This window comes from Kitasatospora purpeofusca (assembly GCF_000718025.1).
Classification (GTDB): Bacteria; Actinomycetota; Actinomycetes; order Streptomycetales; family Streptomycetaceae; genus Kitasatospora; species Kitasatospora purpeofusca.
Window position 1 is genome coordinate 39,345 of record NZ_JODS01000043.1, and the last position, 12,358, is coordinate 51,702.

12 protein-coding genes are annotated in these 12,358 nt (G+C 73.4%); 8 read left to right on the top strand and 4 right to left on the bottom strand.

What is annotated here, in order from left to right; all coding sequences use genetic code 11:
- Positions 1-453 carry a metallopeptidase family protein gene (locus IF01_RS0137330; protein WP_063764401.1) on the bottom strand — a complete coding sequence of 151 codons (453 nt, stop codon included), beginning with the start codon at positions 451-453 and terminating at the stop codon, positions 1-3.
- Positions 454-617: 164 nt separating this feature from the next.
- Between IF01_RS0137330 and IF01_RS0137335 the strand changes: the two genes are divergently transcribed.
- From IF01_RS0137335 to ahcY, 6 genes are all read left to right on the top strand, one after another.
- Positions 618-983 (top strand): DUF3499 domain-containing protein, encoded by a 366-nt coding sequence (locus IF01_RS0137335; protein ID WP_030398082.1) that lies wholly within the window; start codon positions 618-620, stop codon positions 981-983.
- Between the two features lie 174 nt (positions 984-1,157).
- Complete coding sequence (locus IF01_RS0137340; protein ID WP_030398083.1) at positions 1,158-2,540, top strand: phosphomannomutase/phosphoglucomutase; 1,383 nt, start codon at positions 1,158-1,160, stop codon at positions 2,538-2,540.
- A 98-nt stretch (positions 2,541-2,638) separates the two neighbouring features.
- Positions 2,639-2,821 carry a Trm112 family protein gene (locus IF01_RS0137345; RefSeq protein WP_030398084.1) on the top strand — a complete coding sequence of 61 codons (183 nt, stop codon included), beginning with the start codon at positions 2,639-2,641 and terminating at the stop codon, positions 2,819-2,821.
- A gap of 95 nt (positions 2,822-2,916) precedes the next feature.
- Positions 2,917-4,251, top strand: coding sequence for an SIS domain-containing protein (locus IF01_RS0137350; RefSeq protein ID WP_030398085.1), 1,335 nt, complete (start codon positions 2,917-2,919; stop codon positions 4,249-4,251).
- 108 nt (positions 4,252-4,359) lie between these two features.
- Entirely contained in the window at positions 4,360-5,337 is a 978-nt protein-coding gene (locus IF01_RS0137355; protein WP_030398086.1) for a cation diffusion facilitator family transporter, read from the top strand.
- A 320-nt stretch (positions 5,338-5,657) separates the two neighbouring features.
- Positions 5,658-7,106, top strand: a complete 1,449-nt coding sequence (ahcY, locus tag IF01_RS0137360; protein WP_030398087.1) for an adenosylhomocysteinase — start codon at positions 5,658-5,660, stop codon at positions 7,104-7,106.
- An 88-nt stretch (positions 7,107-7,194) separates the two neighbouring features.
- On the opposite strand, the gene IF01_RS0137365 is transcribed toward ahcY, so the two are convergent.
- The gene (locus tag IF01_RS0137365) at positions 7,195-8,376 is read right to left on the bottom strand and encodes a hypothetical protein (RefSeq protein WP_030398088.1); all 1,182 of its coding nucleotides are present in this window, start codon (positions 8,374-8,376) and stop codon (positions 7,195-7,197) included.
- Entirely contained in the window at positions 8,373-8,969 is a 597-nt protein-coding gene (locus tag IF01_RS0137370) for a SigE family RNA polymerase sigma factor (protein ID WP_078880653.1), read from the bottom strand. Before IF01_RS0137370 ends, IF01_RS0137365 begins: the two co-directional genes overlap by 4 nt.
- Before the next feature lie 131 nt (positions 8,970-9,100).
- Here IF01_RS0137370 and IF01_RS0137375 point away from each other — a divergent pair, with 131 nt between their 5' ends.
- Positions 9,101-9,751 carry a hypothetical protein gene (locus tag IF01_RS0137375; protein ID WP_030398090.1) on the top strand — a complete coding sequence of 217 codons (651 nt, stop codon included), beginning with the start codon at positions 9,101-9,103 and terminating at the stop codon, positions 9,749-9,751.
- 7 nt (positions 9,752-9,758) lie between these two features.
- Here the strand turns inward: IF01_RS0137375 and IF01_RS0137380 are convergent, their stop codons facing one another.
- Entirely contained in the window at positions 9,759-10,718 is a 960-nt protein-coding gene (locus IF01_RS0137380) for an RDD family protein (RefSeq protein ID WP_030398091.1), read from the bottom strand.
- Positions 10,719-10,939: 221 nt separating this feature from the next.
- Between IF01_RS0137380 and IF01_RS0137385 the strand changes: the two genes are divergently transcribed.
- The gene (locus IF01_RS0137385; protein WP_030398092.1) at positions 10,940-11,944 is read left to right on the top strand and encodes a stage II sporulation protein M; all 1,005 of its coding nucleotides are present in this window, start codon (positions 10,940-10,942) and stop codon (positions 11,942-11,944) included.
- Positions 11,945-12,358 lie beyond the last annotated feature (414 nt).

Here is a 12,358-nt window from a genome sequence, read left to right on the forward strand (position 1 = left end):
TCAGTCCTCGTCGTACCGCGGGTCGATCGCGTCGGGGGAGAGCCCCAGCAGCTCCGCCACCTGCTCGATCAGGATCTCGTGCACCAGCGCCGCGCGGTCCTCGCGCGACTTCGCCCGGATCTCCACCGGTCTGCGGTACACCACGATCTGGCTCTTGCGGCCCTGCTGCCCCGGCGACACCCGGCCCAGCGGCACCCCGCCGTCGGAATCGGCGCCGTCCGGCTCGTGCAGCGGCACCTCCTGGACGGCGAACTCCACCTCGATCAATTGCGGCCAGCGCCGCTCAAGACGCTCCACCGACTCGCGCACATAGTCGTCGAACAACTCGGAGCGGGTGAGCGAGATCGGTACCTGCGGCGGCGCCAGCGGGCCGCGGAGACCCCGGCCGTGCCGGTCACGGTGCCGGGGGCGGCGTGAGGGACCCGTCGATGACTGCGGTGCGGAGCTGTCCATATCACTGCCGAGAGTAGTCCTTGGATGCCAGGAAGTGGACCACCCCCGCACCTGTTCGCCCGGGGCGAGCGGAGCGCCGGGGCGGCGCGCGGACCGCGACACGGCACACCTTCCGGACAGGCGGTCTTCGCTCCCCGGCAAGGAGTGCGGTACCGTCCACCCTCGTGAGCTCTGTACGTCGTTGTTCGCGGACCGCGTGCGGCCGTCCGGCCGTCGCGACGCTGACGTACGTCTACGCGGACTCCACCGCCGTCCTCGGCCCGCTCGCGACCTACGCCGAGCCGCACTGCTACGACCTGTGCGCCGGGCACGCCGAGCGCCTCACCGCCCCGCGCGGCTGGGACGTGGTCAGGCTCGCCGCCGAGGCCGGCCCGCTGCGCCGCAGCAGTGACGACCTGGAGGCGCTCGCCAACGCCGTCCGCGAGGCCGCCCGCCCGCAGACCCCGCGTCAGGGCCGCGCCCCCGAGGGCGAGTCCACCGAGGCCGGCCGCCGCGGCCACCTCCGGGTGCTCCGCTCGCCCGACAACTGAGCCGCGCACCGCCCCCGCCCCGGCACGAACCGTTCCGCCCGCCCGGGTACGCTGCCCCCCTACCGGGTACCGGCCGCCGCCGTGCCCGGACCTACCGTGACCAGGGGCGACCGGTCCGCCGGCCAGCGCGCCGGCGCGTTCGCCGATCAGACACAGAACCAGGGTGGAGCCGCAGTGCGCGACCTCAAGCAGCTCGTGAAGGCGTACGACGTACGGGGCGTCGTCCCGGACCAGTGGGACGAGAACCTCTCCCGGGCCTTCGGCGCCGCGTTCGTGCAGGTCACCGGGGCGTCCGCGATCGTGGTCGGCCACGACATGCGCCCCTCCTCCCCGTCGCTCAGCCGGGCCTTCGCCGACGGCGCGGCCGGCTACGGCGCCGACGTGGTGCTGATCGGCCTCTGCTCCACCGACCAGCTGTACTACGCCAGCGGTTCGCTCGACCTGCCCGGCGCCATGTTCACCGCCAGCCACAACCCGGCGGAGTACAACGGCATCAAGCTCTGCCGGGCCGGCGCCGCCCCGGTCGGCCAGGACACCGGGCTCTCCGAGATCCGCGAGCTGGTCGAGTCCTGGACCGCCGACGACGACACCGTCACCGTCCCCGCCCGCGACGTGGCGCCCGGCGCCCTCAGCGAGCAGGACACCCTGCGCGGCTACGCCGACCACCTGCTCGGCCTGGTCGACCTCACCGCGATCCGCCCGCTCAAGGTCGCCGTCGACGCCGGCAACGGCATGGGCGGCCACACCGTGCCGACCGTGTTCGACGGCCTGCCGATCGACCTCGTCCCGATGTACTTCGAGCTCGACGGCACCTTCCCCAACCACGAGGCCAACCCGCTCGACCCGAAGAACCTGGTCGACCTCCAGGCCAAGGTCCGCGAGGTCGGCGCCGACCTCGGCCTCGCCTTCGACGGCGACGCCGACCGCTGCTTCGTCGTCGACGAGCGCGGCGAGCCGGTCTCCCCGTCGGCCATCACCGCGCTGGTCGCCGCCCGCGAGATCGCCCGCGCCCGGGCCGCCGGCGAGGCCGAGCCGACGATCATCCACAACCTGATCACCTCCTGGACCGTCCCCGAGGTGGTCCAGGAGCTCGGCGGCAAGCCCGTCCGCACCCGGGTCGGCCACTCCTTCATCAAGCAGGAGATGGCCGTCACCGACGCCGTCTTCGGCGGCGAGCACTCCGCGCACTACTACTTCCGCGACTTCTGGCGCGCCGACACCGGCATGCTCGCCGCGCTGCACGTGCTGGCCGCCCTCGGCGGGCAGCCGGGCACCCTCTCCGCGCTCACCGCCGAGTACGACCGCTACGCCGCCTCGGGCGAGATCAACAGCACCGTCGCCGACCAGGCCGACCGGACCGCCGCCGTCCGCGCCGCCTACGCCGTCGAGGGCACCGAGGTCGACGAGCTGGACGGCCTCACCGTGGCCGGCCCGGACTGGTGGTTCAACCTGCGGGCCTCCAACACCGAGCCGCTGCTGCGCCTCAACGTCGAGGCCAAGGACCCGGCCAGGATGGCCGAACTGCGCGACGGCGTGCTCGCGATCGTCCGCGCCTGACGTACGGCCCCGGTGCCCCGGCCGGTAGGGTTTCCTCTCGGCCGGGGCACCGCTGTGCCGTCGGCCGAGAACCCGTACCGAGACCGGAGACCGAACCCATGAAGCTCGAATCCTTCCTGCTGGAGATCCTGGTCTGCCCGCAGTGCCGGTCCGCGCTCACCGAGGGCGGCACCGAGGAGCAGCCCGAGCTGCTCTGCGCCGGCGAGACCTGCGGCCTGGCGTACCCGGTGCGCGACGGCATTCCGGTCCTGCTGGTGGACGAGGCCCGCCGCCCGGCCTGATCCTGGGGCGGGGCGCCGCCCGGTCCCCGACCGGGGACGGCCGCCCCGTCCGTCCGCCGTCCTCAGCGCCCAGCCAGCAGCCGGAGGCCCGCCGCATGCTCGACGACACCCTGCTCGACGACCCGGCCGCCCTCCGGCGCGCCGACCACGACCGCGCCCTGCTCGCCCTGGCCGGCTCCGGCGCCCGGGTCCGCACCGCGCTGCGGCTGGCCGAGGCGGCCGGCCTGGACCGGCTGCGGCCCGACGGCCGGCCGCGCGCCGTCCTGGTCGCCGGGCACGGCAGCGCGCTGACCGCCGGCGAGATGCTCGCCGCGCTGGCCGGCACCGCGAGCCTGGTCGCCCCGCTGCCGCCCACCGACGCCGCGCCCGTCCCGCGTGCCGACCGCGCCACCGCCCCGGCCGTCTTCACGGCCGGCCTGGCCTGGCAGCTCCCCGGCTGGGCGGGCCCGCTCGACCTGCTGGTGATCAGCTCCGCCGCCGGCGGCGAACGCGGCCTGGTCGCCCTCGCCGAGCAGGCCTACGCGCGCGGCTGCGCGATCGTGGTCACCGCCCCCGAGGGCAGTCCGCTCGCCGAGGCCGCCTTGCAGGTCCGGGCGCTGCCGCTGCCGTTCGTGCCCTCCGCCGACACCTCCGACGCGCCCGCCGACGAGGACGGCGAACGCGGCCGGGGCACCGAGCCCGACCTGCCCGCCGAGGACCCGGCCGCGCTCTGGGCCCACCTCGCCCCGCTGCTCGCGCTCACCCAGAAGCTGGGTGTCACCCCGCTGCCCTACGACGCGCTCGCGGCGAGCGCCGACCTGCTGGACGCCACCGCCGTCCGCTGCCGTCCGGACGCCGCCGCGTACACCAACCCGGCGAAGAGCCTGGCCGCCCGGCTGGCCGGGACCGTCCCGCTGCTCTGGGCGGAGGGCCCGGTGGCCGGCGCCGCGGCCGGGCGGTTCGCCGCCCAGCTCGCCGAGCGGGCCGGCCGCCCGGCCCTGGCGGGCCTGCTGCCGCAGGCGCTGACCGCGCACCGCGGCATGTTCACCGGCCAGCTCGGCGCCGGCGCCGACCCGGACGACTTCTTCCGCGACCGGGTCGAGGAGCCGGACCCGCTGCACCTCCAGGTCCTGCTGCTGCGGCAGACCGCGGAGGAGGCGCCCGCCGGCCCGGGCTCCGCCGCCGGTCCGGGCTTCGGGGGAGCGCCGGGAGCTTCGGGAGCGCCGGGAGCGTCGGGAGAAGAGGAGGACGGCGGCCCGGCCGAGGTCCCGGCCGACGACGCCCGCCCGCGCAGCTTCGGCGTCACCCGGGCGCACCGGCTCGCGGCCGCCCACGACGTCCGGCTGACCGAGTACGCCAGCCGTCGCCCCGAGCCGCTGCACGCCCTGGTCGAGCTGGTCGCGCTCACCGACTTCGCCGCCGTCTACCTGGGGCTCGCCGCGCAGTCCTGAGCCGCCGACGGGTCGGCCCGGTACCGTATGCGCTCGACGACGACCGGGCCACCGGGCGACCGGTCACGGGCCGCGCGGACGGCCCCCGACGGAGGGACCTTCCGAGCAATGAGCACCGAAGGCGGTACCAAGGCGCTGGTCGCGGCGCTGGCCGCGAACCTGGGCATCGCGGTGAGCAAGTTCGTCGCGTTCGCCTTTTCCGGCTCCTCCTCGATGCTCGCCGAGGGCGTCCACTCGGTGGCCGACTCCGGCAACCAGGTGCTGCTGCTGATCGGCGGCAAGCGGGCGCAGCGCGAGGCCACCCCCGAGCACCCGTTCGGCTACGGGCGCGAGCGGTACATCTACGCGTTCCTGGTGTCGATCGTGCTGTTCAGCCTCGGCGGCATGTTCGCCGTCTACGAGGGCTACGAGAAGATCGCCCACCCGCACGAGCTGGACAACTGGTACTGGCCGGTGGGTGTGCTGGTCCTCGCCATCGCGCTGGAGGGCTGGTCCTTCCTCACCGCGTTCCGCGAGGCCGTCAAGGACAAGGGGACGCACGGCTGGCCGGCGTACATCCGCCGGGCCAAGGCGCCCGAGCTGCCGGTCGTGCTGCTGGAGGACACCGGCGCGCTGATCGGCCTGGTGCTGGCGCTGTTCGGCGTGGGGCTGACCGCGATCACCGGGGACGGGATCTGGGACGGCGTCGGCACGCTGTGCATCGGCGTGCTGCTGGTCGTCATCGCCTTCGTGCTGGCCGTCGAGACCAGGTCGCTGCTGCTCGGCGAGTCGGCCCACCCCGAGGTGGTGGCGCAGATCCGGGACGCGCTGGTCGACCACGACTCGGTGGACCGGGTGATCCACATGCGGACCCTGCACCTCGGCCCGGAGGAACTGCTGGTCGCCGCCAAGATCGCAGTCCCGGCCGACTCCACGGCCCCCGAGGTCGCCGCGGCGATCGACGCCGCCGAGGTCCGGATCCGGCGGGCGGTGCCGATCGCCCGGGTCATCTACCTGGAGCCGGACATCTACAGCGCGGAGAAGGAGGCGGCGGGTGACGACCCGTACGCCACGCCCGGCGGACCCGTTCCCGGCGGGGCGCACTGAGCCCGCGCGGGCCCCGGCCCGGAGGCCGAAAAACGGCCGTACCGGGCCGTTCGGCGGGGCCGTCGGTGTAGATTCGTCCCCAGAGCCAGAACGTCGCTGCTGATGGCGGTCGATCGGTGACCCGCCCCCCACGGGGGCGTGCCGGTCGAGGGAGAGAGGTCCTCCGACGGTTTGTGCCGAGCAACAGGACAGCCGTACCGCGCCGACCCGGCCGCGGGCCGGTGGCCCTGGCGTCGCCGCACACCGTTGCGGCCCGCCGTGTTGTGACGCACCCCAGGACCTTGGCCCCGCCCCACCCCCTCAGCGAGGAGCAGACACGCATGTCGACCGACATCACCGGTGACTTCAAGGTCGCCGACCTTTCCCTGGCCCCGTTCGGCCGCAAGGAGATCCAGCTCGCCGAGCACGAGATGCCCGGCCTGATGACGATCCGCGCCGAGTACGCCGAGTCGCAGCCGCTGGCCGGCGCCCGGATCACCGGCTCGCTGCACATGACCGTGCAGACCGCCGTCCTCATCGAGACCCTCACCGCCCTCGGTGCCGAGGTCCGCTGGTGCTCCTGCAACATCTTCTCCACCCAGGACCACGCCGCCGCGGCCATCGCCGTCGGCCCGAACGGCACCCCGGAGAACCCGCAGGGCGTTCCGGTCTTCGCCTGGAAGGGCGAGACCCTGGACGAGTACTGGTGGTGCACGGAGAAGGCGCTGACCTGGCCGAACGGCCAGACCCCGAACATGATCCTGGACGACGGCGGCGACGCCACCCTGCTGATCCACAAGGGCGTCGAGTTCGAGAAGGCCGGTGTCGCACCGGACCCGTCCACCGCGGACAACGACGAGTTCCGGATCATCCTGGAGCTGCTCAACCGCACCCTCAAGGACACCCCGAACAAGTGGACCGAGGTCGCCGCCACCATCAAGGGCGTCACCGAGGAGACCACCACCGGTGTCCACCGCCTGTACGAGATGCACCGTGACGGCAAGCTGCTGTTCCCGGCGATCAACGTCAACGACTCGGTCACCAAGTCGAAGTTCGACAACAAGTACGGCTGCCGCCACTCGCTGATCGACGGCATCAACCGCGCCACCGACGTCCTGATCGGCGGCAAGGTCGCCGTCGTCGCGGGCTACGGCGACGTGGGCAAGGGCTGCGCCGAGTCGCTGCGCGGCCAGGGCGCCCGGGTCATCGTCACCGAGATCGACCCGATCTGCGCGCTGCAGGCCGCGATGGACGGCTACCAGGTCGCCACGCTGGACGACGTCGTCGAGACCGCCGACATCTTCATCACCACGACCGGCAACAAGGACATCATCATGGCCTCCCACATGGCCCGGATGAAGCACCAGGCCATCGTCGGCAACATCGGCCACTTCGACAACGAGATCGACATGGCCGGCCTCGCGAAGCTCCCGGGCGTCGTGAAGACCGAGGTCAAGCCGCAGGTCCACGAGTGGCGCAAGGAGGACGGCCGCACCATCATCGTGCTGTCCGAGGGCCGTCTGCTGAACCTGGGCAACGCGACCGGCCACCCGTCGTTCGTGATGTCCAACTCCTTCGCCAACCAGACGATCGCCCAGATCGAGCTGTTCACGAAGACCGAGCAGTACCCGATCGGCGTCTACGTGCTGCCGAAGCACCTGGACGAGAAGGTCGCCCGGCTGCACCTCGACGCGCTGGGCGTGAAGCTCACCGTCCTGTCCCAGGACCAGGCCGACTACATCGGCGTTCCGGTCGAGGGCCCGTACAAGGCGGAGCAGTACCGCTACTGATGCGGTGACAGGCGAACACCGGTGGCCGGCGTCCCCTCGCGGGGGCGCCGGCCACCGGCGTTCCGGGCCGTCGTGGCTCCGAGCGTCGTCAGGGGGTGACCTCGGTGGTCCAGGCGGAGCGGTCGGTGCCGAGCGGGACGAGCCGGTCCAGCCAGCCGTTCAGACCGCCGGTCGCGGTGAAGGCGGCCTCGTTCCAGGCGGTCGCGCAGATCCGCACGCCCTGGGTGTCGGTGCACAGCTGGGCGGACAGCGACCCCGTGCTCGGCGTGTTGCTCACCTCCGGGGTCGTAGCCGGCTTCGGCGCCGGGGGCGCGGTCAGGAGCTGGAGCCCCGGCCGGGACGACGGGGGGACGGGCCCGACGGCGGGCCGGGCGTCGAGGCTGATCTGGTCGTCCCCGGACCGGTAGTTGACGTGCGCGGACCAGGTGGAGCCGTCGCCGGCCGAGGCGCCCAGGTAGAGGCTGACCCCGTCCTGGGTGAAGCCGGCGGGGATGTCCTTGACCTTGAACGGCAGCCGAACCGCCTGCCGGCCGGTGGTGACCTTGTCGGCGATTCTGAGCATCATGTCGAGGACGCCGTCGTCGGCGCGCAGATAGGTGCCGTGCAGTTCGATCCAGTTCCCGTCGGCCGCCTGCCAGCGGAGCGTGTAGTCACCGCTCGGACCCGCCGGGTCGTCCGGAGCCCGGCCCACCCAGTACGCGGGCCTGCCGTTGACCGGCCGGGCGTCCACCCGGTACTGCTGCCGGCCCAAGTTGTCGGTCCCGACGGTCGGCGCCCGGTCCGCCGCGTAGGCCGAGAGGAAGACCGTCTGGTGGTTCATCGCCAGCGCGTCCGGGCCGGTCTGCGGAGGGCCGTAGGCCTTGCCGTTGAACAGGGTGGGCGCGCCGGTGAAGCCGATGGTGTAGCTGGCCCCGTCGAAGCCGTCGGGCAGCCAGCCGAAAGCGGCCGCGATGGTGAGCGGGTCGTGGCCGGTTTCCGGGCCGAGGGCAGGCAGCACCGGGTCCGGCGCGGCCGGGCCGGTGGCGGCCTTCTGCGGGCCGGCGGTGTCCCGGTCCGGCAGGGTGGCGCCGAGGACGGAGGCCCCCACAGCGACCGCCGTCACCGCGCCGAGCACCCCGAGCCGGCGCCGGCGCAGCCGGGACCGGCCCCGGCGGATCGCCCAGGCGGTGTCCGTCCGGCCGAGCGGGGCGGGGGAGTCGGCGAGCGCGGTGAGGCCGGCGGCCAGTTCGGCGGCGAGGCGGTCCTCGGTGAGGTCGGTGCGGTCGTTCATTTCGCTGCCCCTTCCACCGGCACGGCCGGCCGGAGGTCTCGGAGTTCGGGAAGGTCGGTGCGCGCCGTGAGCCTGGTGTGCTCGGTGCGGTCCCGGAGGTCCTGCTGGTCGAGGGACCGGCGCAGGGCGTCGAGGCCCCGGGAGGTCTGGCTCTTCACATTGCCGGTGGAGCACCCCAGCGCCGCCGCGGTCTGCTCCACCGTCAGGTCGCAGTAGTGCCGCAGCACCACGGTGGCCCGCTGCCGGGGAGGCAGGGCGGCCAGTGCGCGCCGGAGGTCGACCGACAGGTCCAGGTCGGTGCCGGCGGCGGCCGGCTCGGGCACCGCCCCGGTACGGCGGCGGGCGGTCCAGCGCCCCCAGGGGGAGCGCTGCTCGGCGAGGAAGGTGTTCACCAGGACGGTCCGGGCGTACCCGTCCAGGTTCTCCAGCCGGGACAGCCGCGACCAGCGCACATACAGCTTGGTGACCGACTCCTGGACCAGGTCGTCCGCCCGGTGCCAGTCACCGCAGAGCAGGTAGGCCACCTTGCGGAGCCACGGCGCCCGAGCCGCGACGAACTCCGTGAACTCGGCGTCGCGGGTCTGCTTCGCCATCGATGAATGCTCCCTTCCGCCGCGCCGCGGTCGCGGCGCACACCTCCCTAATGCGGGGCGTCCGGCAGAGGTTGCACGTCCGTTCGAGCCGGTTCGCTGGTCCGGCCCGGGCCGGACGTAGGCTTTCGGGCATGCCCAACGGCCGCTACTCGCTCCACGACGTCCACGACCATGTGCTGCTCGGTGAGGAGCGCTTCAGCTGCGCGCCCGGCCCGGCCGGCTGGCGGTACGTGTCCAAGACCTACGCGCCGGACGGTCAGGTGCTCGGCACCGTGGACCTCACCCTGGACTCGCGCTCCCGCCCGCTGCGGATGGAACTCCGGGCCGGCGGCTGGCAGGTCAGGGGCGGGGCGGTCGACGGGGTCGCCTGGGTGCGGGCCGACGCCGCGGACCCGGCCGGGGAGCAGGCGGTGGAGGGGCACGACCGGGCGCACGGCTTCGCCGGACGCTCGCCCGCGTTCCTGGTCGCCGCCGCGCGGATGCTCCGGTTGCAGGAGGGGGCGAGTGCGCGGGTCCGGCTGGTGGCGTTCACCGATCCGGTGCTGGCGCCGCGCACCTTCGACCAGGGGTGGCTGCTGGAGGGGGTGGACACGCACGACACGGACTCGGGACCGCTGCTCGTCGAGCGCTACCAGGTGGCGGACCTGGAGACCGGGGAGCAGCAGGTGGTGCACCTGGCGGGGGACGTGGTGCTGGCCGCCGGGGGCATCGAGCTGGAGGAGCTGGAGTCGCCGCCGAACGCGTGGCCGGCCGGGTTCGGGTACGGGGAGGGCCTCGGGTAGGCGCGGCTCAGGCGGGCGGGGCGAAGCCGGTGCCGGCGGCCGGGGGGCTCGGCGGCGCGGGCGGCGTGCTGGGGGCGGCCGGCGGCGCGGGGTGGTGCTGCTGCCCGGGCCCCGTCGGCTGCGGGGCGTGCTGCTGGGGACCGTACTGCTGCGGGGCGTACTGCTGACCGTGGGCCTGGGCCTGGGCCTGCTGCTGGAACGCGTACCCCTGCGCCCTGGTCCACTCGCGGCGCTGCCGCTCGGTCAGGACCGCGCCCAGGTACGCCGCCGGGTGCACCCCGTACGGCACCGGGTGGCCGGTGCGGGCGGCCAGGTCGTCCGCGAGCCGGGCGGACATCCGGTGGGCGACCGCCTGGTCCAGGTCGCCGATCCGCCCGAGGAACTGCCGGACGGCCAGCCACAGCGGCTCCGGCACGGCGGAGAGGTCCAGCGCGACCAGCTCGCCGCCGATCGCCTGCAGCAGCTGCGGGTTCACCGGCGGCAGCGCGGCGGCCGCTCCGCCGCCACCGGGCACCCGCTCGCGCACCACCAGCGTCCCCGCGAAGACGTCCCCCAGCCGCTTCCCCTCGGACGACACCACCGAGCAGATCACCGCCGGCACGCCGAACAGCACGATGATCTCCAGGAAGCCGACCAGACCGCGCACCAGCGAGTGCCGGAACCGCACCGGGCCGCCGTCGCTGCGCACCACCCGGAGCCCCAGCGCGGCCTTGCCCAGGGAACGCCCCCGGCTGAGGGTCTCGATCATGATCGGCAGCGCGACCAGGAAGAGGACGGTCAGCCCGATCGTCACGGCGGCGACCGCGGCGCTGTCCAGATCCGGTGCGAGCAGGCTCAGCACCAGGGTCGTCACCACGAGGCCGACGAGCTGCACGGCGAGGTCCAGCGTGACGGCCAGGCCCCGGCTCGGAAGCTTCGCCGTGCGCAGGCCGAGGACGACCGCCTCGCCCGTCACCAGGTCGCTCAAGACACCCGTCCGTTCCCGTCGGTGGTACGCGGCCCGTGGGAGGGGAATCCGGCGGACCGCCCCCACGATCCCGTGATCTGCTGCCCGTCAACATACGGGGCCGCGGAGCCGCCCGGGAAGGGAGGTCCCGGCCGCCGCGGTGCCGTTCCCCCCTGGCATGCTGGGCCCACCTGCCCGCACCCGCCCGATCGCGCGTCCCGCGCCGACCATGGAGCCGCCGCATGGACCTGGACGTCTTCGTCGCCACCCACCAGGGGGAGTGGGCCCGGCTGGACGCCCTCACCAGGAAGCGGCGTCCGAGCGGCGAGGAGGCGGACGAACTCGTCGCCCTCTACCAGCGGGTCACCGGCCATCTGGCCAAGGTCCAGGCCGCCGCGCCCGACCCGACTCTCGAAGGCCGGCTCACCACGCTGGTCTCGCGGGCCCGCGACTCGGTCACCGGCAGCCGGACGAGCGGCTGGCGGGACGTCGCCCGCTACTACACGGTCAGCTTCCCCGCCGCGCTCTACCGGGCGCGCCACTGGTGGATCCCGGTCGCGGTGCTCTCGCTGGTCGGCACGGCGCTGGTCGCCTGGTGGGTGGCCGGCCACCCCGAGGTCCGCAACAGCCTCGGCGCGCCGGACGCGCTGCGGGAGATGACCAGGCCCGGCGGCGCCTACGAGGCCTACTACTCCGACCGCCCGGCGAGCTCCTTCGCCGCCCAGGTCTGGACGAACAACGCGTGGATCGCCGTGCAGTGCCTGCTCTACGGAGTGGTGCTCGGCCTCCCGGTGCTGTGGGTGCTGTGGAGCAACGTCCTCAACCTCGGACTCGGCGTCGGGCTGATGGCCTCCGCCGGCCGCCTCGACGTCTTCCTCGGCCTGCTCATCCCGCACGGTCTGCTGGAGCTGACCGCCGTCTTCGTCGCCGGCGGGCTGGGACTGCGGCTGGGCTGGACGATCGTCGACCCGGGCCCGCGCAGCCGGGCCACCGCGCTCGCCGAACAGGGCCGCTCGATCGTCGGCATGGGAATCGGCCTGGCGACGGTACTGGCGGTGTCCGGCGTACTGGAGGCCTTTGTGACGCCGTCCGGCCTGCCGACCTGGGCCCGGATCACCATCGGCGCGCTCGCCGAGGTCGCATTCCTGTTCTATGCCCTGGTGTTGGGGCGAAAGGCCGCCGCGACCGGCGAGACCGGAGACATCGACGCGGCCGACCGGGCGGACCTCCAGCCTGTCGCGGCCTGAGTCGATGTGATCACCAGGCCCCTGACCTGGTACTCTTCTCGCATCCCAGAAAAACCATTGACGTGGTCGGACTGGGCTAGTAGGTTTGAACGGTTGGGACGGACTGGACAACAGCCGGGCTCGGGCGTTAATGTCTACGACATCGCCGAGTCGAGGTGAGTGTGCTTCTCGAATGCACGCCCTCTCCTACGAGGTAAATCCCGGAACTGAGCACACCGAAAGCTTTGATAAGCTTGGGAGCGAAGTGAAGGAAATCCCCCCAGCGGGAATTCGGAGAAACGAAAGCCGGTCAAACCGGCCGCGAAGATCTGATAGGCTGGGAACACGAAAGAACGAAGCGCCCGGAGGGCCGGTGTGAAAGCCGCCTGAAGGAAGTGTCCGTTCCTTGAGAACTCAACAGCGTGCCAAAAGTCA

Excerpts from the sequence above, each read along its gene's own strand:
- IF01_RS0137370 (WP_078880653.1), bottom strand. The coding sequence starts at position 8,969 with ATGGCGAAGCAGACCCGCGACGCCGAGTTCACGGAGTTCGTCGCGGCT.
- IF01_RS0137375 (WP_030398090.1), top strand. The coding sequence starts at position 9,101 with ATGCCCAACGGCCGCTACTCGCTCCACGACGTCCACGACCATGTGCTG.
- IF01_RS0137345 (WP_030398084.1), top strand. The coding sequence starts at position 2,639 with ATGAAGCTCGAATCCTTCCTGCTGGAGATCCTGGTCTGCCCGCAGTGC.
- IF01_RS0137385 (WP_030398092.1), top strand. The coding sequence starts at position 10,940 with ATGGACCTGGACGTCTTCGTCGCCACCCACCAGGGGGAGTGGGCCCGG.
- ahcY (WP_030398087.1), top strand. The coding sequence starts at position 5,658 with ATGTCGACCGACATCACCGGTGACTTCAAGGTCGCCGACCTTTCCCTG.
- IF01_RS0137365 (WP_030398088.1), bottom strand. The coding sequence starts at position 8,376 with ATGAACGACCGCACCGACCTCACCGAGGACCGCCTCGCCGCCGAACTG.
- IF01_RS0137330 (WP_063764401.1), bottom strand. The coding sequence starts at position 453 with ATGGACAGCTCCGCACCGCAGTCATCGACGGGTCCCTCACGCCGCCCC.
- IF01_RS0137350 (WP_030398085.1), top strand. The coding sequence starts at position 2,917 with ATGCTCGACGACACCCTGCTCGACGACCCGGCCGCCCTCCGGCGCGCC.
- IF01_RS0137355 (WP_030398086.1), top strand. The coding sequence starts at position 4,360 with ATGAGCACCGAAGGCGGTACCAAGGCGCTGGTCGCGGCGCTGGCCGCG.